Annotated in this window: 27 protein-coding genes; 16 read left to right on the top strand and 11 right to left on the bottom strand. The window is 59.9% G+C overall.

Annotated elements, in window-relative coordinates:
• Nucleotides 1-7 precede the first annotated feature (7 nt).
• The 10 genes from urtE (at nucleotide 8) to HNR46_RS14505 (ending at nucleotide 7138) form a co-directional block, all read left to right on the top strand.
• A complete protein-coding gene (urtE, locus tag HNR46_RS14460; protein ID WP_221285184.1) occupies nucleotides 8-727 on the top strand; it encodes an urea ABC transporter ATP-binding subunit UrtE in 720 nt (239 codons plus the stop codon).
• 51 nt (nucleotides 728-778) lie between these two features.
• Entirely contained in the window at nucleotides 779-1081 is a 303-nt protein-coding gene (locus HNR46_RS14465; protein ID WP_184020036.1) for an urease subunit gamma, read from the top strand.
• Nucleotides 1078-1389 (top strand): urease subunit beta, encoded by a 312-nt coding sequence (locus HNR46_RS14470; protein WP_184020038.1) that lies wholly within the window; start codon nucleotides 1078-1080, stop codon nucleotides 1387-1389. The genes HNR46_RS14465 and HNR46_RS14470 overlap by 4 nt, the downstream gene beginning before the upstream one ends.
• Before the next feature lie 53 nt (nucleotides 1390-1442).
• Nucleotides 1443-3206 (top strand): urease subunit alpha, encoded by a 1764-nt coding sequence (gene ureC, locus HNR46_RS14475; protein ID WP_184020040.1) that lies wholly within the window; start codon nucleotides 1443-1445, stop codon nucleotides 3204-3206.
• Between the two features lie 33 nt (nucleotides 3207-3239).
• Nucleotides 3240-3680 (top strand): urease accessory protein UreE, encoded by a 441-nt coding sequence (locus tag HNR46_RS14480; protein ID WP_184020041.1) that lies wholly within the window; start codon nucleotides 3240-3242, stop codon nucleotides 3678-3680.
• A gap of 30 nt (nucleotides 3681-3710) precedes the next feature.
• Nucleotides 3711-4403: an urease accessory protein UreF gene (locus tag HNR46_RS14485; protein ID WP_184020042.1), complete on the top strand. Its 693-nt coding sequence runs from the start codon at nucleotides 3711-3713 to the stop codon at nucleotides 4401-4403.
• Between the two features lie 56 nt (nucleotides 4404-4459).
• The gene (gene ureG / locus HNR46_RS14490; protein ID WP_184020043.1) at nucleotides 4460-5071 is read left to right on the top strand and encodes an urease accessory protein UreG; all 612 of its coding nucleotides are present in this window, start codon (nucleotides 4460-4462) and stop codon (nucleotides 5069-5071) included.
• Between the two features lie 66 nt (nucleotides 5072-5137).
• Complete coding sequence (locus HNR46_RS14495) at nucleotides 5138-5965, top strand: urease accessory protein UreD (RefSeq protein WP_184020044.1); 828 nt, start codon at nucleotides 5138-5140, stop codon at nucleotides 5963-5965.
• A 39-nt stretch (nucleotides 5966-6004) separates the two neighbouring features.
• Entirely contained in the window at nucleotides 6005-6217 is a 213-nt protein-coding gene (locus HNR46_RS14500; protein ID WP_184020045.1) for a hypothetical protein, read from the top strand.
• Nucleotides 6218-6301: 84 nt separating this feature from the next.
• A complete protein-coding gene (locus HNR46_RS14505) occupies nucleotides 6302-7138 on the top strand; it encodes an SDR family oxidoreductase (protein ID WP_184020046.1) in 837 nt (278 codons plus the stop codon).
• Nucleotides 7139-7173: 35 nt separating this feature from the next.
• Here the strand turns inward: HNR46_RS14505 and HNR46_RS14510 are convergent, their stop codons facing one another.
• Together HNR46_RS14510 and HNR46_RS14515 are read right to left on the bottom strand one after the other, a co-directional pair.
• Complete coding sequence (locus HNR46_RS14510) at nucleotides 7174-7878, bottom strand: glycosyltransferase family 32 protein (protein WP_184020047.1); 705 nt, start codon at nucleotides 7876-7878, stop codon at nucleotides 7174-7176.
• 83 nt (nucleotides 7879-7961) lie between these two features.
• On the bottom strand, nucleotides 7962-8483 hold the full coding sequence (locus HNR46_RS14515; RefSeq protein WP_343076048.1) for a phospholipase D-like domain-containing protein: 522 nt from the start codon (nucleotides 8481-8483) through the stop codon (nucleotides 7962-7964).
• 267 nt (nucleotides 8484-8750) lie between these two features.
• On the opposite strand from HNR46_RS14515, the gene leuA reads away from it, so the two are divergent.
• Together leuA and HNR46_RS14525 are read left to right on the top strand one after the other, a co-directional pair.
• Nucleotides 8751-10433, top strand: a complete 1683-nt coding sequence (leuA, locus tag HNR46_RS14520; protein ID WP_184020051.1) for a 2-isopropylmalate synthase — start codon at nucleotides 8751-8753, stop codon at nucleotides 10431-10433.
• Nucleotides 10434-10645: 212 nt separating this feature from the next.
• A complete protein-coding gene (locus HNR46_RS14525) occupies nucleotides 10646-12493 on the top strand; it encodes a monovalent cation:proton antiporter-2 (CPA2) family protein (protein ID WP_184020053.1) in 1848 nt (615 codons plus the stop codon).
• 38 nt (nucleotides 12494-12531) lie between these two features.
• Here the strand turns inward: HNR46_RS14525 and HNR46_RS14530 are convergent, their stop codons facing one another.
• The 4 genes from HNR46_RS14530 to HNR46_RS14545 are packed head-to-tail and all read right to left on the bottom strand — an operon-like array spanning nucleotide 12532 to nucleotide 15558.
• Nucleotides 12532-13248, bottom strand: a complete 717-nt coding sequence (locus HNR46_RS14530; protein ID WP_343076049.1) for a uracil-DNA glycosylase family protein — start codon at nucleotides 13246-13248, stop codon at nucleotides 12532-12534.
• Between the two features lie 44 nt (nucleotides 13249-13292).
• Entirely contained in the window at nucleotides 13293-13961 is a 669-nt protein-coding gene (locus tag HNR46_RS14535) for a thermonuclease family protein (protein WP_184020055.1), read from the bottom strand.
• Nucleotides 13962-13964: 3 nt separating this feature from the next.
• On the bottom strand, nucleotides 13965-14627 hold the full coding sequence (locus tag HNR46_RS14540; protein ID WP_184020056.1) for a murein hydrolase activator EnvC family protein: 663 nt from the start codon (nucleotides 14625-14627) through the stop codon (nucleotides 13965-13967).
• 43 nt (nucleotides 14628-14670) lie between these two features.
• Nucleotides 14671-15558: an undecaprenyl-diphosphate phosphatase gene (locus HNR46_RS14545; RefSeq protein ID WP_184020058.1), complete on the bottom strand. Its 888-nt coding sequence runs from the start codon at nucleotides 15556-15558 to the stop codon at nucleotides 14671-14673.
• Nucleotides 15559-15642: 84 nt separating this feature from the next.
• Here HNR46_RS14545 and HNR46_RS14550 point away from each other — a divergent pair, with 84 nt between their 5' ends.
• Nucleotides 15643-16218, top strand: a complete 576-nt coding sequence (locus tag HNR46_RS14550; protein ID WP_221285185.1) for a DUF2062 domain-containing protein — start codon at nucleotides 15643-15645, stop codon at nucleotides 16216-16218.
• Here HNR46_RS14550 and HNR46_RS14555 read toward each other — a convergent pair.
• The 5 genes from HNR46_RS14555 to HNR46_RS14575 form a co-directional block, all read right to left on the bottom strand.
• Nucleotides 16181-16957: a TPM domain-containing protein gene (locus HNR46_RS14555; RefSeq protein WP_184020062.1), complete on the bottom strand. Its 777-nt coding sequence runs from the start codon at nucleotides 16955-16957 to the stop codon at nucleotides 16181-16183. The genes HNR46_RS14550 and HNR46_RS14555 overlap by 38 nt on opposite strands.
• 43 nt (nucleotides 16958-17000) lie before the next feature.
• A complete protein-coding gene (locus HNR46_RS14560) occupies nucleotides 17001-17648 on the bottom strand; it encodes a signal peptidase II (protein WP_184020064.1) in 648 nt (215 codons plus the stop codon).
• 31 nt (nucleotides 17649-17679) lie between these two features.
• Nucleotides 17680-20406, bottom strand: coding sequence for an isoleucine--tRNA ligase (ileS, locus tag HNR46_RS14565; protein WP_184020066.1), 2727 nt, complete (start codon nucleotides 20404-20406; stop codon nucleotides 17680-17682).
• 117 nt (nucleotides 20407-20523) lie between these two features.
• Nucleotides 20524-21279, bottom strand: coding sequence for an SDR family NAD(P)-dependent oxidoreductase (locus HNR46_RS14570; protein ID WP_184020068.1), 756 nt, complete (start codon nucleotides 21277-21279; stop codon nucleotides 20524-20526).
• 38 nt (nucleotides 21280-21317) lie between these two features.
• Complete coding sequence (locus HNR46_RS14575) at nucleotides 21318-21737, bottom strand: Rrf2 family transcriptional regulator (RefSeq protein WP_184020070.1); 420 nt, start codon at nucleotides 21735-21737, stop codon at nucleotides 21318-21320.
• A 249-nt stretch (nucleotides 21738-21986) separates the two neighbouring features.
• On the opposite strand from HNR46_RS14575, the gene HNR46_RS14580 reads away from it, so the two are divergent.
• The 3 genes from HNR46_RS14580 to HNR46_RS14590 all read left to right on the top strand — a co-directional run bounded on the left by HNR46_RS14580 (nucleotide 21987) and on the right by HNR46_RS14590 (nucleotide 25165).
• Complete coding sequence (locus HNR46_RS14580) at nucleotides 21987-22856, top strand: c-type cytochrome (protein WP_184020072.1); 870 nt, start codon at nucleotides 21987-21989, stop codon at nucleotides 22854-22856.
• The gene (locus HNR46_RS14585; protein WP_184020074.1) at nucleotides 22853-24343 is read left to right on the top strand and encodes a DUF7133 domain-containing protein; all 1491 of its coding nucleotides are present in this window, start codon (nucleotides 22853-22855) and stop codon (nucleotides 24341-24343) included. The genes HNR46_RS14580 and HNR46_RS14585 overlap by 4 nt, the downstream gene beginning before the upstream one ends.
• An 84-nt stretch (nucleotides 24344-24427) precedes the next feature.
• The gene (locus HNR46_RS14590; RefSeq protein ID WP_221285186.1) at nucleotides 24428-25165 is read left to right on the top strand and encodes an alpha/beta hydrolase; all 738 of its coding nucleotides are present in this window, start codon (nucleotides 24428-24430) and stop codon (nucleotides 25163-25165) included.
• Nucleotides 25166-25325: the final 160 nt, after the last annotated feature.

A 25325-nucleotide genomic window follows, 5' to 3' on the forward strand; every position in this document is an offset into this window, starting at 1 on the left:
TCCCGCCATGTCCGCGCTTCCCATCCTCGAACTTGATTCCATCGAAGCCGATATCGCCGGCTCTCGCATCCTTCGCGGTGTTTCCCTCACCGTCGAACCTGGCGAAGTCGTCGCCCTCATGGGCCGCAATGGCGTCGGGAAAACCACTACCCTGCGCACCATCACCGGCCTGCTCGCCCACCGCAGCGGGGACATCCGCTTTGAGAATCAACCTATCAACCGCGTCCCGATCGACCGCCGTGCCCGCCAGGGCATCGCGCACGTCCCCCAAGGACGCGACATCTTTCCTCACCTAACCGTGGGAGAAAACCTCCAGGCCGGACTCACCGTCAAACGCCGCACTCGCTCCGAAGCCAAAGAGGCTCTCGATCGGGTCTACGACCTCTTTCCCGTCCTGCGTGAAATGCTCAAACGCAAAGGCGGGGTGCTCTCCGGAGGCCAGCAACAACAACTGGCCATCGGCCGCGCCCTCCTCACCGGCCCCAAACTCTTGATCCTCGATGAGCCCACCGAAGGCATTCAGCCGTCCATCATCGACCTCATTGGAGACACCCTCAAACGCCTCAAACAAGAAGGCGGCCTCGCCATGCTCCTCGTCGAACAGTACGTCGACTTCTGCCGCGAAACCGCCGACCGCTTCTACACCATGGACCGGGGCGCGGTCTCTGCATCCGGCACCATTGCCGAACTCACCGACGAAGTCGTTCGCGAGCACCTCGAAGTTTGAAAAAAGGGGCGCACCGCCGTCCCACTTGTGTTTCAACTGGTTTGTCACTCCATGCATCTCACTCCCCGCGAACAGGAAAAGCTGATGGTGGTCGTCGCCGCCGACCTCGCTCGCCGCCGCCAGGCCCGCGGCCTGAAGCTCAACTACCCCGAGGCCGTCGCCATCATCACCTACGAAATCACAGAAGGCGCCCGCGATGGGAAATCCGTGGCCACCCTCATGGACGAAGGCACTCGACTCCTCACGCGCGAGGACGTCCTCCCCGGCATCCCGGAAATGATCCACGAAGTTCAGGTGGAGGCCACCTTTCCGGATGGCACGAAGCTCGTCACCGTTCACCACCCGATCCCATGATTCCCGGCGAAATCCTCACCCCTCCCGGCGCACCCGACCTCGAAGCCAATGCCGGTCTCGCCACCCTCGAACTCGCCGTCGCAAACACCGGTGACCGTCCGGTCCAAGTAGGGTCCCACTTTCACTTCGCCGAAGTGAATTCCGCCCTCGAATTCGACCGCCACGCAGCTCGCGGCTATCGGCTCGACATTCCCGCGGGCACCGCGATCCGCTTCGAACCCGGTGATCAACGTTGGGTGCCACTCGTCGCCCTCGCCGGAAAACGCGTCGTCCACGGACTCAACAACCTCATCAACGGACCCCTCTGACGGCTTGAGATCGCCGACCTCTGCCACTCCTTACCCACGATCCTCGATCTCCCATGCACCGCATTCCCCGCCGTCAATATGCCGAAACCTACGGCCCCACCATCGGCGATCAGGTCCGCCTCGCCGATACCGATCTTCTGATTGAAGTCGAACGCGACCTCATCGCCGAAAACGGCGGGTATGGGAACGAGATCAAGTTCGGTGGCGGCAAGGTGATCCGCGATGGCATGGGGCAATCGCCCACGGCCAGCTGCGAGGAGTCGCTCGATCTCGTCATCACCAACGCTCTCATCGCCGATCCCGAACTTGGCATCATCAAAGCCGACATCGGCATCCGCCAAGGTCGCATCGTCGGCATCGGCCACGCCGGCAACCCGGGAATTCAAGATGGCATCGGCTCGGTTTTTGCCGATCCCGGAACCGGAAAGAAGGATCCCATGATCGTCGGTGCCGGCACCGACGTCATCGCAGGTGAAGGGGCCATCGTCACCGCGGGAGGCATCGACTCCCATATTCATTTCATCTGCCCACAGCAGATCGAGCACGCCCTCGCCTCCGGCATTACCACCATGCTCGGCGGCGGCACCGGACCCTCCACCGGCACCAACGCCACCACCTGCACTCCCGGGAAATGGTACCTCCACCGCATGCTCGAGGCCGCCGATGCCTACCCCATGAATCTGGGATTCCTCGGCAAAGGCAATGCTTCCACTGCCACTCCCCTGGAGGAACAGATCCTCGCCGGCGCCATCGGACTCAAGCTTCACGAAGACTGGGGCACCACTCCCGCCGCCATCGACACCTGCCTCTCAGTCGCCGACCAATTCGACGTTCAAGTCGCCATTCACACCGATACCCTCAATGAAGCCGGCTTCGTTGAAGATACGCTCAAAGCCATCGGTGGCCGAACCATTCACACCTATCACTCGGAAGGCGCCGGCGGGGGACATGCTCCCGATATCCTCCGGGTCTGCTCCCATCCCAACGTTCTCCCCTCCTCAACCAATCCCACCCGACCTTTCACCGTCAACACTCTCGATGAGCACCTCGACATGCTCATGGTCTGTCACCATCTTGACTCGAAGATCCCCGAGGACGTCGCCTTCGCGGAAAGCCGCATCCGCCCCCAGACCATCGCTGCAGAGGATATTCTCCACGACTTAGGGGCCATCGCCATGATCTCCTCGGACTCCCAGGCCATGGGCCGAGTCGGCGAAGTGATCACCCGCACTTGGCAGACCGCCCACAAAATGAAGATGCAGTTTGGAGCTCTTTCCCACGCCGACCATCCGAAGGCCGACAATTTTCGCGCGCTCCGTTATCTGGCAAAATACACCATCAATCCAGCCCTCGCTCACGGCATTGCGCACGAAGTCGGCTCCCTCCAAATCGGCAAACTCGCCGACCTCGTCGTTTGGAAGCCGGCATTCTTCGGCGTCAAACCAGAGCTCATCCTGAAAGGAGGCATGCTTGCCTGTGCCAACATGGGAGATCCCAATGCCTCGATTCCAACTCCTCAACCCACCTTTTACCGCCCGCAATTCGGATCCTCAGCAGGCGCTCGCCTCGCCACTTCCCTCACTTTCGTCTCCCAAGCATCTCTCGATGCGGGCCTCGCCTCTCAAGTCCGCTGTGGAAAGTCTCTTGTCCCAGTCAAAGCCTGTCGCTCGATCACCAAGGCTGGCCTGCTTCACAATGACGCCATGCCCAACATCGAGGTCGATCCCGAAACCTACACGGTGAAGGCCGACGGACAGATCCTCACCTGCGAGCCGCTCGCCGAACTACCCATGGCTCAGCGTTATTTCCTGTTTTAACAGTACTTCTATTACAGTATTTCCTCAAAACCCATGCTCATCACCCAGCTTCCGGAAGCTCCGGACCCTTCTCTCTTCGCCATCCCTGTCGAGCTCGACCGCCACACATTGCAAAAGCGCCGGTGGCGGGCCACTGCGGCTGATGGTCGAGAGCTTGCCATCGACCTCACCGATCCGGTTTCTCACGGCACGACCCTCGCTGTCACGGAAACCAGCCGTTACGAAGTCCGGCAATCTCCCGAGGCCGTGCTCATCCTCCCGCTCCCACAAGATCCTGCGGAAGCTGCCAGGCTTGGTTGGTTCCTCGGAAACCAACACCTCCCCGTCGAAGTCCGCAGCGATGCCATTTGGGTCGAGGATGCCCCCACTCTCGCCGACGCTCTCCACCGTCACCACATCCACCACCATCACGGCACCGGAGTTTTCCTCGCCGATCCCCATTCGCGCGCGGCAGGACATCACCACCATCACTGAACTTCGACTGCGCCCACCTTGTCGCCCGTCATGGACTCCCACGATGCCTCCTGGCTTCCGGCCTTGCTTCAGTTGGCGGATTCGACTCTCCCGATTGGCGCTTACGCTCATTCCTTCGGGCTGGAAGGTCTGGTCCAAGCTGGCGCCGTACAGGACGCCACAGATCTGGAGTCCTTTTTGCAGCGTGAGATGCTCAGCTCCCTCACCGAGATCGAGCTCCCTCTCATTCGGTTTGCTCGCGTCGCCCTTGATGAGGACGACTTGGCCACCCTTTCCCACCTCGACCACCTTGCTCTGGCCACCCGGCCCACCGCAGAACTGCGCTCTGCTTCGGCCCGCATGGGGCGCCAGCTTCTCACCCTGGCTCCCCAGTTGGTTCCCGAGCAGGCACTCGAACTCCAACGCCTGACCGCTCAGCTGCCCCACCGCCAATCCTCACTGGCCACCGCCCTCCTTCATCACCTGCGGAGGATTCCGGTAGTGCCGGCCCTGCATGCCACCGCCTGGCAAACACTCACAGGGATCGCCCAAGCTGGCCTCAAGCTCCTTCACCTCGGCCCCTCCTCCATTCAGGGAATTCTCTCCCGCTGCACCACCGCCCTCGCCCCAGCCGTCGAAAGGTCCCTCCGCGTCGACGAGAACTCTATCGGCTCCTACACCCCGCTCTGGGACATCGCCTCCGCCCAACACGAACGAGCCCCGGCACGCTTGTTTATCTCGTGATTCTCTCTCCCGTTCATCCCAATCTTTCATCACTTCCCACGTCACTCCACGCATTCATGGCTCTTATCCGAATCGGTATCGGCGGCCCCGTCGGCTGCGGTAAAACCACCCTCTGTCGCCACCTCTGCGAACTTTTCCGCGACGAATGCGACATGGCCGTCATCACCAATGACATCTACACCCGCGAGGATGCCAAGATGCTGGTCGCCGCCTCCGCTCTGCCTCCAGAGCGCATCCTCGGAGTCGAAACCGGTGGCTGTCCCCATACCGCCATTCGAGACGACATCTCCATGAATCTGGAGGCCATCGAGGAAATGAAGAACCGCTTCCCTGAACTGCAGGTCATCCTCGTGGAATCCGGCGGCGACAATCTCACTGCCACTTTCTCGCCGGAACTGGTCGACGTTTTCATCTACGTCATCGATGTGACCGAAGGCGATGACATCCCCCGCAAAGGAGGACCTGCCATCGCCCACAGCGATCTCCTGCTCATCAACAAAGTCCAGCTCGCCCCGTATGTCGGAGCGGATGTCGATTCGATGCGCCGCGACACCCTCGCCAAGCGAGGAGACCGACCCTTTCTCTTCACCGACTTGCGTGGCGGCATCGGCATCGAGGAATTGAAAGCCTGGTTCCACAAACACGTCCTTTTCACCGACCTCCGCTGATTCGTTTGCTCCCATCCATCGCCGTCTCGTGTCTTTCGACATCTCGCTTCCCACTCCCCTTTCCACTTGGCACTGACCTCGACTTCTCTCGACTCTGACCTCCGCCTCCGCTTTGAGGCGGGCCCCGAGGGTGTCACCCGACTCACCCACCGCCAGGCCGGTGGACTCTGCCATATTGGCAAACCCTATTGGGACGGAAAGGTGCTCCTCACCCAACTGATCAATCCCACCGCCGGATTCTTCGCGGGCGACCGCCTCGTGGCCGAAATCGAACTCGGTGCTGGAGCCTCTGTGCTGCTCAGTTCCCCCAGCGCCACCCGCCTCCACACCATGCATCACGGGGCTTCCGAGCTTCGCCAAACATTTCGCCTCTCAGAGCATTCCTGGCTCGAAGTTCTCCCCGATCTTCTCATCCCCCAGAAGGCCTCCGAAGCCACTCTGCACACCCGCATCGAGTTGCACCCCTCCGCCTCGCTGGTTTACCTCGACCTGCTCGCTCCCGGACGTCGGGCGCACGGCGAAGCCTTGGCCTTTCGACGCCTTGCCACCGCCCTCGATCTCGTCACGCACGAGGGAATTCCCCTGGCTAGAGAACGCGCACGCCTCGATCCCACCACAGACGCCTGGCGACTGCAAACCGCCTCGGGTGAACCTGCCTTCGTCGGAACCTTCTGGCTACACCTTCCCGGATGGTCGGCATTTTCCTCCCTTTTTCCCCACCTCGAAACATTGCCGGGCAAGCTCCAAGTCGGAGCCAGCCAGTTATCTCCCGACCTCTTCGTCATCCGCCTCCTGACCCCCGACAGTCTAGCCCTACGTCGCGCCTGCCTGATCGTGCGCGAATCCCTCGCCTGCCACTTTCCCCGGCTGCTCACCCGCACCGGCAAGCTCTAGTTCGTGGCATGCCGCTTGCTCGAAAACTCCCTGATTGCCATGAAACTCCCGCTCCACTTCACCCTGACCACTGCCCTACTCGGCACGATCTCCACCGCCATGGCCCACCCCGGGCACGACCATAGCCACATGAGCACTTTCGAGTTTGCCTGGCACCATTGGTTGACCGGTGGATCCATCGTCGGACTGCTCGGCTTCGGGGCTTTCCTGCTCCATCGGCGGGCCAAGTCCAAGGATCGCCATCGCGATTGAGCACCCGGATACCCGTTCGGGGGAGAGGACTTGCTCTCGACCTTCGGAGGTTCACCGATTGCAATGGCGCAAATCTCCTTCGTCATGTCCCTGCCATCTCCTGCCTCGCTCTTCGATATCTCCGGAAAAGTCATCATCGTCACCGGAGCCTCCGGAGCGCTCACCGGATGTGCCGCCGACTACTTGGCCACTCAAGGAGCCCGTGTCGTCTACCTCGGCCGCTCTCAGGAAAAACTCGACGCCTGCCTTGAGCGCATCCGCCAACAACACCCCGGCGCCGAGGTGATGGCCACAGCCGCCGATATCGCTGACCGCGCGGCCCTCGAAGCGGCTCGCGACGCCATCCTCGCACGCTGGGGCCGCATCGATGCCCTGCTCAACGGAGCCGGTGGCAACCAGGCCGGAGCCACCATCACTCCCGACAAAACATTCGCTGACCTCGACTTCGAAGCCTTCCAACAAGTCGTCGATCTCAACCTTCATGGCACTGTGCTGCCCTCCTTGGTCTTCACACCCGCTCTCCTCGAATCGGGTTCCGCCAGCATCGTCAACTACTCGTCCGCCTCCTCCGCCCAAGCCATCACTCGCGTGGTTGGATATTCCGCCGCGAAAGCCGCGGTCGACAATTTCACCCGCTGGTTAGCCGTTGATCTCGGCCGCCGCACCCGCGGAACCGTGCGAGTCAATGCCCTCGTCCCCGGCTTCTTCCTCGCCGAGCAGAATCGTAAATTGCTGACCCAGGAAGACGGAACTTTTACCGAGCGAGGCCGCACCATTTGCGAACAAACTCCCTTCGGCCGCTTCGGCGAACCCGAAGAACTCAACGGAGCCCTACACTACCTGGTCTCGGAAGCCTCTCGATTCGTCACCGGCACCACCCTCGTCGTCGATGGTGGCTTCGCTGCATTCTCAGGTGTCTGAGGTCGAATCGAACCTCAAACGAGATCCCTCACCGTTCAGCCCCTGCGGAACCAGGCCTTGGCATGCTGCCAAAGCTGTCGGTGCCAGGCTCGGTCGCGCCAACTGCCAAGACAATGGTGCAGAGCGACCGTGCGCTCTTTGGAGAATTCACCCGTCGCATGGGTGAAGACCACTGGATCGTAGAGCTTCACCCCCTCCGCCAGCTCCTGTCCTTTCGCCACCGGGCGGAATCCCAAGCCCTCGGCTGCCGCCGCAATGATCGAGCTCACAATCTGCTCATCAGGACGCCCTTCGGCGTCCAGAAAAGAACGGCCCCGATAGTGCTCCAAACACGCCGCCATCCACGGGTGTCTCTTTTCCGCACCCAAAATCGCACCTTCAATCGCGATCGAAGGCACCTCTGGCCAGTACTCGATCCCCGAAAAGGCCCGATGATGAAGGAATGGCTCTAGGGACCCAAAAAGCTCCACATCACTGTCGAGATAGATTCCCCCCTCCTCATGCAGCGCATGCAGTCGGAGATAATCCGCTGCGAAGGCCCACTTCCGGCAGGCCACCGCCTCTTTCACAAAAGGAACCTCCTCAACCGCAAACCGCTCGCAGTCCCACCGCACCAACTCAAATCCCGGCAAATGCCGACGCCAACTCTCCAGGCATCGCCGCTGCAATGCCGGCAAGGGCTCCCCACTGAGCCAACAATAATGAACCTTTTTGGGGATTCTCGCAGGGAGATCAGACATGCTTGCATCACGGCATCCGTGCCGAGGCGGGGGAGCTGGCCAGAATCCCTCCCTCAACGCCAGTCTCCATTCTCCCAAGTTCCTCAGTCGAGTGGATCCGGGCAGCGTTCACGCAGGCGGCACTTTCCACAATATCCACCCATGAACAACTCATCAGCCCAGTCCATAAGCCGATGAATGTCTTCGCGCTCATCACTCACGAAACCCGCCTCAAAGTTCCGCCGGTCTGGATGCTTGGCGCCCATTCCCGCTCCTGTGAGATTCGGCGAACCAACAAAGACCTCTTTGCCATCCACCACCACGGCCTTCGTGTGAACCCGTGGACACAACGCCCGCTCAAAAAGATCACTCTCCACCAGCACAGGGAATCGATCGAAGTCCTCACGAAATCGAGGCCCCGGCTCCTTCGCGTGGATCAACCGCACCGCCACCCCCTTTTCCACCTGCTCCGCCAACACCTCCAACAATGGAATCGAGCGCCTCCCCCTCACCACGTGCAAATCCTTCACGTCAGCCGTAATGATCCACACGAACCGCTTCGCGGCAGGAATCATCCCCTCAATCACCCGCTCATGAATTTCCTCGTTCAGCAGCAATTCTCGCACGACCGCCTTTACCATCCACTTCCCCCTGCGGCCAGTCGCCACGCTCTTTCCTCCTTTTCCCCCTCGACAAAGCGGAATTCCTCCTCCATCCCTCCTTCGCGATGACCTTCATCCTCTGCGGACGACTTGAACTTGCCGCCCTCCTGCTAGGGCTGGCCACCCGCTGAGTATTCCTTTTTCCTACCCGCCGTCTTTCCGGCCCCGCATCGATTGCGGACCCTCTCGGGATTTTTCCCATTCTTTGTTTTTTCGTCTCAAATCACTTTCATGAACCCTGCCTCGATCGCCAAATACCGGCCGTTCCCGCCGGTCACCCTGCCCGACCGCACCTGGCCTGACCAGGTCATCGACCACGCCCCCATCTGGTGCTCCGTCGACCTCCGCGACGGCAACCAGGCGCTCCCTCAACCCATGTCCATTGAGGAAAAACTCGAGTTTTTCGACCTGCTGTGCCGCGTCGGCTTCAAACAAATCGAAATCGGGTTTCCTTCCGCAGCCGACACCGAATTCAATTTCTGTCGCCGCCTTATCGAAGAAAATCGCATTCCCGAGGACGTCACCATTCAGATCCTCGTCCAAACCCGCGAACACCTGATCCGTCGCTCCTTCGACGCCATTGCCGGGGCCAAACGGGCCATCGTTCACATCTACAATTCCACGTCACCTCTGCAGCGTCGCGTGACCTTCAATCACGCTTCCCGCGAACAAATTCGCGACCTCGCGATTGCCGGGGCCGAACTGGTCAAAGAACTGGCACCCACCATTCCCCAAACGGAAGTCGTGCTCCAGTACTCACCAGAATCCTTCTCCGATACCGAGTTGGATTTCGCCCTCGAATGCTGCAACTCCGTCATCGATATCTGGCAGCCCACGCCGGAGAACCCGATGATCATCAACCTGCCTGATACCGTGCAGTGGACGACACCCAACATTCACGCCGACATGATCGAGTGGATGGGCCGCCACCTGAAATCTCGTGACGCGCTCATCATCTCCCTGCACACTCACAACGATCGTGGCACCGGCACGGCGGCCACGGAGTTGGGCCTGATGGCAGGTGCCGACCGCGTGGAAGGCACCTTGTTTGGCAACGGCGAACGCACCGGAAATCTCGACATCGTCAACGTCGCCCTGAACATGAATGGCCACGGCATCGATACAGGCTTGGATTTCTCCGACCTGCCTTCCATCCGTGCCGTCTACGAGCGCGTCACTCGCATGACAGTGGGCGAACGCCATCCCTACGCGGGAGAATTGGTCTTCACCGCCTTCTCCGGATCCCACCAGGATGCCATCAAAAAGGGCCTCGACCTCCGCGAACGGGAAATCGGCACCACTCACAACCTGGCCTGGGCCGTTCCCTATCTCACCATCGATCCTCAGGACATTGGCCGTTCCTACGAAGCCATCATTCGCATCAACTCCCAGTCCGGAAAAGGCGGCGTCGCCTACATCCTCGACCGCGAGCACGGACTCGATCTGCCCAAAACGATGCATCCGCAGGTCGGCAAGACCATCTATGACCTCGCCGACCAACGTGGCCGCGAACTCACCCCTGATGAAATCCGGGATGCCTTCGCCGAGCTGTTCACCAACGTCGAAACTCACCTGTCCGTGAAGGACTACGAACTCGTCCATTCCGTCACTGAAAAAGGCCGAGTCGATTGCACCGCCACCATCGAACTCGATGGCCGTGAGCTTTCCATCGGAGGTGTCGGCAACGGTCCCATCAATGCCTTTGTCCACGCTTTGGCGAGCGCAGGCCTGAAGGACGTCAAGGTCACGGACTATCGCTCCCACGCCATCCGAGGCGGTTCTGACGCCAGCGCGGCCGCCTATGTTCAAGTGCAGCACGACGACGGTCGCATCCTCTGGGGTTGCGGCATCGATCCCTCCATCGAAATGGCCGGGGTCAAAGCCTTCGTCACGGCTTGGAATCTGTTGCGCTAGGCCCTCTCCCTCACAACCGGACCGCGTCTCAGCGCGGTCCGGTTTTTTGCTTTCTCAGGATCCTCCCTGCTCCTGACCCGTCCCGGAGGGCGCCTCCATCGTAGCCCATGGAAAGGGCCCGGCATGGAAGCCTGCCTGCCTTTCCTTCTTCCCTCGAACCGAGAATTGCCGGCAAGCTTGGCATTGCCCGCGCAAGCTCGGGATCCTGATCCATGGCCTTCGAAGAAGTTTTTCACCGCGCCTTCATTTACCTCGCTGCTGCCCTTGCCGCGATCCTGCTCGGAAAGCGCCTCGGACTCGGGGCCGTTTTGGGGTATCTGGTGGTCGGGGCCGCCATCGGCCCCTGGGGTTTTCACTTCATCGGAAGCGAGGGCGAACAGGTCACCCACTTCGCCGAATTCGGCGTCGTGGTGATGCTTTTTCTCATCGGCCTCGAGCTGCACCCTCCCATGCTCTGGCGGATGCGACGCCAAGTCCTCGGCCTCGGCACCGCTCAGGTGCTGGTCACCTTGGCGGGCATCGCAGCCATCGCCATGCTCTGCGGAGTCGATGGAAAATCCTCGCTGACCCTCGGCATGGTGTTGGCCCTTTCGAGCACGGCCATCGTTCTCCAAACTCTTGCCGAAAAAGGCCTCCTGCGCACGGAAGCCGGACAGAACTCTTTCTCGGTGCTGCTATTTCAAGATGTCGCCGTGATTCCCATGCTGGCGCTGCTGCCCCTATTGGGCACCGGAGATGTCGCCCATGACGCGGCCCATGGGGGAGGATCAGGAATTGATCTCCTTCCGGGTTGGGCCCAACCCCTGGCCACCTTGGCTGCGGTGGTCCTGGTGGTGGTGATTGCGCGGGTAGGCACGCGACCTCTATTTCATCTCATCGCCCGGACTCGACAGCGGGAGGCCTTCACCGGCGCAGCGCTGCTTCTCGTGATCGGCGTGGCGTTGCTCATGACCAAAGTGGGCCTGTCGCCAGCTCTCGGCGCCTTTGTCGCCGGCATGGTACTCGCCAACAACGAATACCGGCATGAAATCGAAAGTGACCTTGAGCCCTTCAAGGGACTCCTTCTCGCTCTGTTCTTCCTCGGTGTCGGTGCAGGGATCGACTTCGGCTACATTCGTGAACACTGGATTTTAGTGATCGGCGGAGCGCTCGGTCTGGTGGCCGTAAAGGGTGGAATTCTCTACGGTTTGTCACGGCTCCAAGGGAGTTCCTGCCGTCCATCCTTACTCTTTGCTGCCTCGCTCGCCGCGGGGGGAGAGTTTGCCTTTGTTCTCCTCGCCGCCGCCCAATCGGCCGGTGCCCTGACCGCAGAGATCGCGCGCCCGATCATTGCCATGGTCGCCCTTTCCATGGCCACCACTCCATTGTTGATCCTGGCTGCGGAACGCTTCATCGCCCGAGGATTTCAGGCATCGCCCGAAGAACGCGAGCCCGACGTCGAAGACGAAGGTCACCCCGTGATCATCTGCGGATTCGGTCGCTTCGGCCATGCCGTTGGCCGTCTGGTCCGCAACCGAGGCATCGGCTGCACCGTGTTGGACTACGACAGCGATCAAGTCGAACTGCTGCGCAAGCTCGGCATCTCCGTTTTTTATGGCGATGCCAGCCGCGGCGATCTGTTAGAGAAAGCCGGAGCCGCCCGCGCACGCATCCTGATCATCGCTCTCCGCGAGGTGGATGCGACCCTCCGCATTCTAGAAATCGTTCACCGTGAATTCCCCCACCTCAAAGTGTTCGTGCGCGCCCACAGTCGATCTGAAGCTTACGAGTACCTCGAAGCCGGTGAGGAGCGCATCTATCGCGACACACTGGATACCTCGCTGCAAATGGGCATCGATGTGCTTCAGGAACTGGGATTTTCCGCGGAAGAGGCAGGGCATGTCGCTCAGGCCTACCGCAAACGGGATGAACAAATGGTCCGCCACATGGCACGCCACCGCCACGACGAGAAAGCCTATCTGAATGCGGCCAAAGAGGCCGTCCAATCGCTCGATGCCCTCATGAAAAGCGATCTCGAAACCTTTGGGTCCGGAGCGAAATCCCCAGAGCCCCAAGAATGATCCGAATCACTGGGCAAAGATGTCCGAAATTTCGACGCTCAAAGCACACCCAGAGCCTGCAACTGCTTCGCGGCCGCCTCGGCCCAACCTCGATTCGCAGCGGGAGATGCAGGTGACGGGTGAAGTACCTTCCCGACCTTGGCCTTGGAACCCATTCGGCCAGCCGCTGTCTTGAGTTTGCCTTCGGCGTAAGCTCCAACGCCGATGAGGAATTCCGGCTGCATCACTCGAAGTGTCTCCACCAAATGGTCCATGCAGGCCTCCTCTACAGGCTCCATTTCAGCAGTAGGGAGTTTGTCCGGTGTCAGATTCGCTCCCGTGTCGGTCATCCACACCAAAGGGCAGTAATTCGCGACCCAATGATCGGCGAAGAAATCGTCAGCTTGCGGAAAAATCTCGGCAAAGTAACCCCAAAGACGTCGGCCACTCACTTCGGATCGGGTACAGGCAAATCCTTCAATGGGGCGCTTGGGGTGCTCCGGGTCCGGTTTGCCAACCTCTGCCTCAATGCCCATCCAATCGCGCACAGCGGGAATTTCTCCAAACGGAACTCCCGTCTGGGCCATCCCCCACGGTCCTGGATTCATGCCAAGGAAGACGACGCGCTTTTCTCCTGATCCATACTTTGAAAGGTAAAGCTCGTGAGGCTTTCGAGCGTAGTCCGTCGGTAAATAAACGTGGCTCGCCTTGGAAAAACGGAGCGGTTTCAACTCCGCGGTCAACTTCCTTGCTGCGTCGATCAATGGCTGGCTCACGGCGCGACTCAAGCGCTCCACCCTCCTCGTGGCAACTCCGACCCTCAATGAGTCGTGCGCGCAGCTTTCTCCAAAGCCTTCAGATGACGCTTTTGCTTGGCCACCGGGGTGCCATCGGGAAGTGGGGCACCTTCGGTGTGAACTCGGGCCAAACCGTGTCGAATGAGCCATTCATGCAACCAGCCATCCCCTCCTGGCACCGCCACAAAGGCCCGGTAGCGGTGGTCCTTGAAGGGGTCCGTCCACTCGGTAAACAGCGTGATCTTGCGATCCTTCAAAAGCGCCTCGACCTTCTTTTTCGCTTCCTGACCGATTTCCACTGCACGCGCATCGGTCACTCCGAAATCCACCGCCTGCTCGTGGATCCGCTGATGGTTGGTGGCACCCTGACGGTAGGTGCGAAAAGCACTTTCCGGAGCATCGGCGAAGTAGAGTCGGAACTGCTCCACCCGCCCGTCCGGAAGCCGGAGCCGGAAACTGTCGCCATCATTCTGCCGATGCTCCACCCATTCGCATCCCTCATAGCGCTGGTATCCACCGACCATCGCCGGCTCACCGGAAACCTCCGTCGCAGGCGGCGAATCTTGCGCCGCAGGTTGATCACGCCATTCCCGCAACAACCCCGGATTCCATCTCTCGGCGGCCCAAAGGGCGATGGCCGCCACCAACAGGCCAATCACCTGCCAACTCTGGCTTTTCGCCCGAATGGCCATGGATCAAAGTCCTTTGAAACCGTGGTATTCCTGAAAAGTCCCCACAGGAACCGCCTGCTTCCCCCACTCCTTGTTAAGGTGGCGGTAGCGATTGATGAATGTCGTCGGATCGGCCCAATTCACCAAATTCCGCTCCACACTTTCCCGCTGCATCCCAATCCGCAGGTTGTGCCGAATCTCAAAGTGAAGGTGCGCGGGATACATCCCCCGATTCGATCCCAAACGGCCGATCTGCTGACCGCGCTTCACGGTGTCTCCCACCTTCACCGAAAAATCGAGCATGTGCCCATACAGCGAATCGCAATACTGCACCTTGCCATTGGCAGGGTCACGATAGGCATGACGAATGATCACGACATTCCCCCAGCCGACCCGGACATCGTAAGCGAAGACCACCACGCCATTGGCCACGGCGTAAATCGGGTCGCCCAAATCACTATCGCCGCCCCCCCGACCATTCCAATCCTCTCCGAAGTGGATGGGCGGACGCAAACGCATGCCGCGAGCCTTGTAATAGTTCTCGGCATTCGGTTTCCCCACCGGAAAATCAAACCCATCGGCGATCGGAACCCGCACGGTCCGCTGGGCCCACGCCGTCCCCCACAGAGCGAAAACAATCGCCAGCAGGGACAGAAATTTTGCGAAAGGAGGGTTCCGTCTCGGCATTGGGCCCATGTTCAGGGTCGCTCCCCCCGGGGAGCAAGTGAAATTAGGCCCCCTTGAAGTCGTGGAAGTTGAAGGCCATCAACACCACCATGACCAGAGCCAGCGCAATCCGGTAATAGCCGAACACACCCAATCCCCGACGATTGAGATAGCCCACCATCCATTTGACGGCCAAGGCAGCTGCCACCGTCGCCGCAAGCACTCCCACAGCCAGGGGCATGAACCCATAATCATCCCACATCAGCAAGGTTCCGCCCAGCAAACCATCGTAACGGTCCCCAAATCCCTCAATCGGCCACACCGCCTTCTTCGCAGTGGCCGCGGTCAAGGTCACCACTCCCAGCAAGAAGGAAAACTCCACGGCCGCACTCAACCGCAAACCCACCAGAATTCCCCCGAGAATCGTCATCAAGCTACGGCTCGTTCCCGGCCACATTGCAATGCACTGCGCAAATCCGATCACCAAGGCCATCTTCAAAGTGATTTCCCCCAGCTCCACACCTTTGCTACCGCCCCCCTTTTTCATCCACCGGTCGACCCACAAAATCGCCACTCCTCCGACAAACAAGGCCGCCACGATGGGCTTCATGCCGAATAGCAGCGCTTCAATTTTATCGTCCGCCAACACTCCAATCACCGCCGCAGGAAGAAAACCCGCCACAATCGCCAAAAACAGTTTCAGGCCCTCCGCATCCTTACCCAGCAATCCACGAAACATCTGCATCACCCGTGGCCAATAAATCCCCAAAACCGCCAAAATCGCTCCGGCCTGAATGCAGATGGCAAAACAATCCGCCGCCGCCTTGTCTCGACCTTCCAAACCAATGCCCATGAACCGCTGGGCAAGGATGAGGTGACCGGTCGAACTGACAGGGAGATACTCCGTCAAACCTTCAATGATGCCGAGGATCAGCGCTTGGATTCCGTTCATGACGCGGCGGGAGCATGGAGAAAGCCAAATCTCGAACAAGGGATTTACGATTGAATCGCACTCATGCCGCGCCATGGTCGGGACATGGAGCCGCGCGTATGGAAGATCCGCTACCTCCGCCTCGTCCGGCGGGTGTACCGGATCGTCGGCCACCGCCGCCTCCGCCACCGTGAATGGTGGAAGCCCATTCGCACTGCCCTCCTAGACAGACGGTTATGGCACCCCTGCCGAGACACCGTCGCCAACGGTTTGTCGATTGGGCTGTTCTTTGCGATGATGCCCATCCCTGGCCAATCGCTCGCAGCGGCCACCATTGCCGCCCGCTCCCGCGCCAATATTCCATTCGCCGTTGGTGCCACCTTCGTCACCAATCCTCTCACTTCCCCAATTGTTCGGCCACTTCAGCACCAATTCGGCGGCTGGCTCCGCGAACATCTCCACGTTCCGATGCCTCAACTGGGTGAAGTCGACCTGCAATTCCGCAGCACCGTCGTCGCACTCAATGTCTCCGATTTCATCCTCGGATTCTTGGTCAGTGGCATTCTTGTCTCCCTGCTCGCCTATCCGATGGTCCACCTCTTCTCGGCGCTGATGCCTCAACATCTGCCAATTCGGCCCATCGTCATTCGGAAGAAGAAGCCCCGAAGCTCATCTCCCTGACCCGGCCACCCGAGTAGCGCCCCCCCAATCGCCGCCGCACCTTGACCTGCGGAAATCGGAACTTCTCCTTCGTCCGACGCTCCACGGAGCGAGCCCGCTTCACCAACAGAAGCCCGGCCAAAAGCAACATGGCCATTCCCGCCAGAGTGATCACCAGAATCGCCCCCGTTGATGCCGAGCTGCCTTTCGAGCCCGGGCCCATCGAACGTTCGATCCCCTTCAAAAGCACCTCCACCATCCGCTCGGCATGATCCATCGACCCCGTCGGCATCCGACCGAGATCTTCAATTTGCTGATCGATCAATAATTGCTCCTGCGGAGGCATCGCGCCCTTGTGCACCACTGGGACCGCCGCTTGACCCTCCACTTGCACAGGCTGGCCATCCGCCCAATTCAGCCAGTACTGACCATTTCCCGTCTCAATGGCCAACAACACCCCCGTGCCATCGCCCAGCCAGGCATCCCGGAGAAGCTGAACTTCGTCCCCCATCCGACGCCCGATCAAACTGTCAAAAAACACCACGTAGATCGGCATTCCTGAACTCGCCGACACCCTCTGGATGCGTTCTTCCATCGCTCGAAGCCGCCCTGGCGACGTCGTGAACAGCCGTGCGTCGTCCAACACCCCTCCCGCCGGCGCCGGTGGCACCGAATTCACACGCCCCACCTGCGCCGCCAAGGGGAGAATCCATACCCATGGCAGCAGTCGCAGCAACAAGCCCTTCAACCAGCGCTTCACCCGAACAGCCTGAGCCGGAGCCCACCGCAGAGCAAGGCAGCGCTTAGCTTTTCGTCGGATTTTCGGCCGCCTTGCGGGCCATCTGATCCGCCTTGAGGCCCGACAGGAACAACAACACCGCAGCCACGCAAATACAGGAATCGGCCACGTTGAAAGACGGCCAGTGATACTGGATCACCGGAATCCTGAAATCGAGGAAATCGACCACATAGCCTTCTTTCAGCCGCTCCCAGAGTGGCGCTCCTTGCATCCGCTCCAATCGCGAACCCTGAATCAGACGATCCGTCAAGTTCCCCAGAATGCCCGTCGCCAGCAGACTCACTGCCAGCATCCCGACCTTCCCAACGAAGAAATTCTTCTTCAGCCCTACGGTGATCAAAATGAATGCCGCCAACGAGATGAAAGGAAACACCAAGGGGGCCCAATCCGAGCCATTCCCCATGCCCCAAGCCACCCCCTGATTGTGCACCCGGACGAGGTTGAAGAATCCGTCGATCACCACGATCGGCGGATCCGCACTTGAGTTGTATTTGACCACTCCCGTCACGTCGAATGGCGGATCACTGAAATGATCCACCACCCAGAACTTGGTCACCTGGTCGAGGATGTAGAGCGGCACCGTGACCGCCAAAAGCCATGGCCACACTCTCGGCTTGGACACAGACGCTGTGGAGGTCGCGGTTTCACTCATCGGAATCTCGGAATCGAAGTCAACCGGAAGATCAGGCCTGCGCTACCACACTGGAGCAACGGCCGCACAAATCACCCGTCAGGATTTCATACCGTCGGCAACGCGGACACATCGGATGCTCCGACTTCGTCGCCTTGACCGAAAAGTCGGAACCCGCCGAAACATCAAACTCCGCCACAATGAAGAACTCCTTGGCAAAATCTTCGTCGCTGAGCAGCGCATACACCGGCTCGCCTTCTTTCACGACCAACTTCACCGCCGCTTCGTTGTTCTTCTTGAAGGCTTTGGCTTTCACCTGCTCCTCGATCGCCTGCTGGACGTCGTGACGAATCTCCAACAACCGTGCCACCTTCGCGGTCGCTTCCCCTAGGGCGAAGCTGGCATCGGCTTCCGGAAAATCCTGCTCATGCACGCTCCCGGTCGTGAATGGGGCATGTTCCCAGGCCTCATCCGCCGTGTAGGCCAGAATCGGCGCCAACAGTCGGGTCAACGCACTGAACACATCGTGCATCGCCGTTTGGCTAGCGCGCCGACGGACCGACTTCGGTGCGTCGCAGTACATCCGATCCTTGGTTGCGTCGATGTAGACCGCCGAAAGATCCGTGGCACAAAACTGGTTCAATTCATTGAAGACCTTGCGGAATTCATATCGCTCATATGCCTTTCGGCATTCCGAAACCACCGAGTGCAAACGCTCCAGAATCCACTGGTCGAGCACCGGCATGTGGCTCGGAGCCACCCGGTCACTGGCTGGATCAAAGCCATCGAGATTGCCCAAAAGAATCCGCAGAGTATTGCGCAAACGTCGATACGGTTCCGCGACCTGCTTGAAGAGCTCTTCTCCAAACGGCACTTCATTCTGCCAATCCACCGAGGAGACCCAAAGGCGCACGATGTCCGCCCCATACTTGTTGTAGAAGTGGGCTGCATCGATCGGTTTGCCCGCCTTCTCGGCCTCGGACTTCGAAAGCTTCTTCTTGTCCTTATCGACCACGAATCCGTGAGTGAGCACTGCCTTGTAAGGAGCCACTCCACGGTACGCCACCGACATCATCAGTGAGCTTTGGAACCACCCGCGGTGCTGATCGGTCGCTTCAAGATAAAGATCCGCAGGAACGTGCAGCTCCGGGTGTTTTTCCAGCACCGCGACGTGCGAGCACCCAGAGTCAATCCACACATCCAGCGTGTCCCGGCACTTCGTCAGCCCCGGCTTCAGCCCTAGGCGGGCGACGAGTTCGGCATCGGAAAGCTCGAACCACACATTCGTTCCCTCCTTTTCCACGAGATCCGCCACCTTGCGCGCCGTCTCAGCACACAGCACCGCCTTTCCGTCCTCAAAGAAGACAGGCAAAGGCACTCCCCAGGTCCGCTGGCGGGAAATGCACCAGTCCGGGCGAGCTTCCACCGTTCCAAAGATCCGGTTCCGCCCCCAGGCCGGGAGCCACTCGGTCTTGTCGATCTCATCAAGAGCCGTCTGCCGGAGCGTATCCAAAGAGATGAAGAATTGCTCCACCGCTCGGAAAATGATCGGCGTCTTCGATCGCCAGCAGTGCGGATAACTGTGCGCGTAGTCCTCACGAGCCAACAGCACGCCCTTGGCTTCCAGCAGCTCGATGACGGGCTCATTGCATTGGAAAACATGCTTCCCCACCAACTCAGGCAAGCCGCACTCCTCCGTGTAAAGACCGTCGTCATCCACCGGCGAAAGCACACCCAATCCATATTGCTGGCCGACCACATAGTCGTCCGCCCCGTGGCCCGGAGCGATGTGAACCGCGCCCGTGCCCGTGTCCGTGGTCACGAACTGACCCAGGATGATCTTCGACTCCCGATCCAAGAACGGATGCCGCGCAGATAGGTTCTCCAAATCGCGGCCCTTCACTTCCTTCAGAGTCTGCACCAAGCGCATGCCGGTTTTCTCCGTCAGCGACTCCACGAGCTCCTTCACCACGATCAGGATCTCCCGACGACCATTGCCGTCGAACTGACCCACCACATAGTCAAAATCCGGGTGCACCGCCACGCCAAGATTGGCCGGCAGCGTCCAGGGGGTGGTCGTCCAGATCGCGATCGATGCATTGCCGATCCCCAGCTTCGCGGCCGCACTAGGCGTCAGCGCAAACTTCACGTAGATCGATGGACTGACCTTATCCTGATACTCCACCTCGGCTTCAGCCAAAGCGGTGTGGGCACCATATGACCACTGCACCGGTTTCTTGGACTGATACACCACCCCATTCTCCACCATCTTCGCGAACACGCGGACGATCTCGGCTTCGTAGCCGGGATTCATCGTCAGATAGGGATGCGCCCAATCGCCGAACACACCAAGGCGCTTGAACGACCCGCGTTGGATATCGATGAACTTCTCCGCAAACTCCGTGCAGCGACGGCGGATCTCAGCCGGCTCCAGCCCTTGAGTCTGTTTCACCACCTTGAACTCGATCGGCAGACCGTGGCAGTCCCAACCCGGCACGAAAGGGGCTTCAAAGCCTGCCATCGTCTTCGATTTGACCACCAAATCTTTGAGAACCTTGTTCAAAGCCGTTCCCATGTGGACATCGCCATTGGCAAACGGAGGTCCGTCATGAAGCACGAACTTGGGTGCCTGCGCCGCCTTGCGGCGGGCCATAATGCGAGCGTAGAGACCTTCGGACTCCCAGCGGGCGAGGCGTTCCGGCTCGCGGGTGACCAGATCCCCCTTCATCGGGAAATCGGTCTTCGGCAGCAGGACCGTGTCTTTGTAGTCAGCGCTCATGTTTCGGGAAAAGGGCGCGGAAGCTAGCAACGCCGACCCGCCGGGTCAACCACCGGGGAAAGCCTTGAGCCGGACCCGTCATCGGGCCTGATTCCGAGTCCGGCTTCTCGTTCGCGATCAGCGATAGCCACCAGATAGGTAGATGGCTTCACCAGACATCCACGAAGCGTCTTCCGAAGCCAAAAAGACCGCCGCCGCAGCAATGTCCGCAGGAGTGCCAATCCGCCCGAGCGGCGTCTGCGCCACCACTTGCGCTCCAAAGTCGCTCTTCACAAACTCTGCCGCACCTTCCGTTTCCACCATCCCAGGAGCGATCTCATTCACCCGAATCCCCCGCGGCCCCAACTCCTTGGCAAGCACCTTGGTGATCAAGTCCACGGACGCCTTGGTCGCCCCATACACCGAACACCCCGGCAAAGCCGTCGAACCCGCAATCGAGCTGATGTTGATCACGCTACCGCCGGATTCAGGGAAATGCTTCACCCCCTCCCGCGTGGTCAACAGCAACCCGAGCACATTCAGACCGAACTGGCGGTGGAAGCTCTCTTCCGTGATCTCCTCCAGTGCCGCCCACTCATAAATGCCCGCATTGTTCACCAGAATGTCGACCTGCCCAAACGCCGCCACAGCCTCCGCGAACAAACGCTCAATATCGGCCGCCTTCGAAACGTCCGCTTGGACCGCCTTCGCTGCACCTCCTGCAGCCAGGATCTCTTCGACCACCTTGTCGGCGCCTTCCCGACTCGAGGCGTAGTTGACCACCACAGAAGCCCCGGCCTTCGCCAGATCCTTCGCGATGCCCGCTCCGATCCCCTTGGAAGCTCCGGTGACCACCGCCACTTTTCCTGTCAGTTTCTCATTCTTTGCACTCATATTGTTACTTTCGCGTTAACATTATTGGGAAAATTTTTTCAGGTGTGACTCACATTTTTCACCAGGTCCTCGATGGAAATCTTCTCCAGACACCCCGCGAGAGCCGTTTGCGATTCTCCCAGCACCATCTCCAGAGTCTGCTTGATCTGGCAGCTCACCTGACACGGCTCACTCACTTCATATTGGTGAATCGCAAATGCCTTGGGAGCATCGACAGCTTGGTAAACATCCCACAACGAGATCAGGGAGGCATCCCGCGCCAAGCGACTGTGGCCATGCTTCCCTTTCGTCGTCTCGATCAATCCTGCCTTGGAGAGCTTCGCCAGCACCCGGCGAACAAAACTCGGACTCGTATTCACACTGCTGGCAATCATCTCCGAGGTCGTCTCCAACTCACACCGATAGCGCAAACCCACCAGGGCATGCACCGCGATCGAAAATTGGAGGTTGGCCGCCATTTGTTACCAACATGGATACATTTAGACCCGGTGCAAGCGCGAAAATTTCTGCCGAGCTTGGCAGGTCCATCAGGCGGGCTCTCCAACCCAAAATTGCCTGTCGGCATCTCACCCGAAATATCGCATTTCATGGCACCGACTCTTTGGCAAGGGGGCTTCCGGAACCTGCCCTCCTGTATGATAGATTCGCGCCCTTCGGCTCGTTTCCGGGGCTCACGGCTCCGGCACCGCTCCTCCGATACCCTGTCCATGAAGCTTTCCGCGACCTTCCTTCCACTTTTGGCTCTTGCCGCCACCGCGGAGGATCTGACACCCGCTCAGGTCTTCCAAATGAACTGCTCTGCCTGCCATGCAGTGGATCATATGGTGGTGGGACCCTCTCTCGTTGAAATCTCCGGCATCTACCGCGGGCGACCCGACGACTTCGTCAAGTGGTGTCTCCACCCTGAGCAAAAACGCCCCGGAGCGATCGAGATGCCATCCATGGCCCACCTCGGAGAAGACACCCTCCGCACCCTGCTCCCCTACATTTTATCGGAAGCCGAAGGCAAAGCAGAGGTAAAGACAGGGGAGGGCGACCCCTTCGCCATCCCGCCCGCCATGGTGCGCCGCCCGCAAGTTCAGCGCATCTTTCTACCCGATACCTCTCCCGCCGCCATCGCGGTCGCCCTGCCCGGCACCTTATCCTACGCCTTCGATGCCTCCGAGTGCCGCCTGCGTTACATCTGGCAGGGAGGATTCCTTGATGGCTATCCCTACTGGAAAGGCAATGGCAGCTCCCTCGCCCAACTCGGCGGGCCGGTCCTCTACCGAGAGGAAGCCTTTCCCTTGAAAACCGCCTCCCTTGGCGGCCAGGAAGCTTCGAAATTCCTCGGCTACGAGATGGGCGATGATGGCCTCCCGACCTTCCACTATCGCCGCGGCAGCCACCAATTCTCCGAAACCATCCACCCGCTGGCCGATGGCTCCGGTATCGAACGCCACTTCGAAATCCATCCCGGCATCGCCTGCACGGTGGAAGCCAGCGATGGAGTGGAAGTCACCAGTTCCTCCGGCAGCCTGCGCATCGACGCAGCCGCCGCTTCCTCGTTCACCCTCACTTTCCGTTGGAAGAAATGATCCGATTCTTCTCCACCTGCCTCCTGGTCGCCACAGCGGCCGCAGCCCAGCCGTTTTCTTTCAAAGCAATGCCCAATCCCTCTGGGGTCGATCCTCAGGTCGGGGGCGTCGATGTTCGACCCGATGGCAAGGTGGCCGTCGCATTCCACCGCGGAGAACTGATGATCTTCGATCCCGCTACGGAAACCTGGTCGGCCTTCGCCGAAGGCTTGCAGGAGCCTTTGGGCTTGCTTGCAGAGAGCACGGATAGCCTGCTCGTCATGCAGCGGGCCGAACTCACCCGACTCCGGGATCGCAATCGCGACGGCAAAGCCGAAACCTACCAAACCGTATTCGACGGATTCGGCCTCACCGGCAACTACCACGAATTCGCCTTCGGGCCCGCCAAAGCCCCCGATGGCTCCCTCTTCATCGCCCTGAATCTCGCCTCCAATGGCGCAGGCATCCGACCCGAAATCCGCGGCGAATGGTCCGACATCGGACAACTCGATTTTCGTCAGATGCAGCACGATGGAAAATGGCGCGACCGCTCGGTAAAAGCTGGCCGCATGTATTCCCGTGTACCGTATCGCGGCTGGATCCTCAAACTCTCACCCGACGGCAAGCAAGTGGAACCCTGGGCCTGCGGATTTCGCTCGCCGGATGGCATCGGTTTCGACGCCGAAGGGCGGCTGCTGGTCGATGACAACCAGGGCGATTGGCGGGGCACCTCCCCCCTCTACGTCGTCGAAAAAGGAGGCTTCTATGGCCACCCCGCCTCGCTCGTCTGGCAAGACGACTGGAAGGGAGGAGATCCCATGAAAATGGCCGTCGGTCGCCTCGACCGCCTGCGCACCAAGGAAACGGCACGCTTCCCTCAAGGAGACCTCGCCAACTCCCCGACTCAACCCGTCGTCATTCCCGAATCATGGGGGCCCTACGCCCGCCAGACTCTGATTGGTGAAATGAACCAGCCGCGATTGGTCCGTTTCCTCGCCGACGAAGTCGATGGCTTCACTCAGGGCACTTTGATCCCCATGTTCGACGGAACTCCGCTCGGCGCTGGCAACCACCGCTTGGCCTTCGGACCCGACGGAACGCTGTGGGTCGGCAAAACCCACCTCTCATGGGCGGGAGCGGAGGGCCTATTCCGCATCCAGCCCGAGAACCTCGACCAAGTTCTCACAGTGACTTCGGTCAAGCTGGAGAAATCCGGCAGCCGCCAGCAATTCCGCATCACATTCAGCCAACCCGTGGCGGAACCCGGAACTCCGAAAATCCATGCCTTCGACTATCACTACCACGTCGACTACGGCTCTCCGAAAACCCGCGAAGCCGATCTGCCGGTTGAAAAAGCCCAGCTCGATTCCCGCCACCACGACTTGATCATCGAAACCAAAGTGCAGGAAGGTTGCGTTCATCGCATCGACCTCCCCGGCATCGTGTCCGACAACGGGACCGCCCTCGACGCCACGACCCTCTACTATCAGGTCACCCGCTTGCCCTGATTCACGTACACTCCCCTGTCGCAACGACACCGGATTTCAAAAATCCGGTTGGGAGCGCCATCGATTCAAGCTAGCTTGGGCCCGATGAAGCCCGCTCTTATTGCCATGGGAATGCTGCCGCTGCTGACCCATGCTGCGGAAAAGCCAGAAGGGGTCATTCTCCTCCATGGTCTGTGTCGCCGGGCCGCGAGCATGGAAAAAATGGCCCGCGCCCTGAATCAGGCCGCATACCTCGTCCTCAATCAGGAATATCCTTCACGGAAGGACACCATCGAGAACCTCAGCGAATCCATCCTGCCTCTGGCACTGGATCATCCGAAACTCGCCGACTGCGAGAAGATCCACTTTGTCACCCACTCCATGGGGGGCCTTTTGGTCCGCAGCTACTTCCATCGCCACACCGATGCTCGTGTGGGGCGAGTGGTCATGCTTGGCCCACCGAATCGCGGTAGCGAAGTCATCGACGCCATCGGCCATTGGTGGATCGTTCAAAAACTCAATGGACCCGCCGGCTCCGAACTCGGAACCAGTCCCGAATCCACCGCCCATCAACTGGGAGAGCTTCCCTTCGAAGTCGGTGTCATCGCCGGCGATCGCAGCATCAATTGGATCAATAGCCTGATGATTCACGGCCCCGACGATGGGAAAGTCTCCGTCGCCAATACCCGCCTCGAAAGCCTCCAGGACCACGTCATCGTGCATGTCTCCCACCCCTACTTGATGAAGCGACCCCAAGTCATCGAGCTCACCCAGCGATTCCTCCGGTCAGGAAGCTTCGCGGAATCACCAGCGCCCGATTCCACCGCGACTTCAGCCCGTTGACGTCTTCGCGCGAGCCTTGCCGCCTCTCCCTTCGGCAACCCACCAGGGGCTTCCTGATTCCAATATCCGCCAATCACCTGAGCCCCCCCTGACTCTTCCATTTTGCAACCGACTGTACTCCTCCCTCCGGGCCAAACACTTGCGAACAAGAGCGATCAGC

Source organism: Haloferula luteola (assembly GCF_014201715.1).
GTDB classification, from domain to species: Bacteria; Verrucomicrobiota; Verrucomicrobiia; order Verrucomicrobiales; family Akkermansiaceae; genus Haloferula; species Haloferula luteola.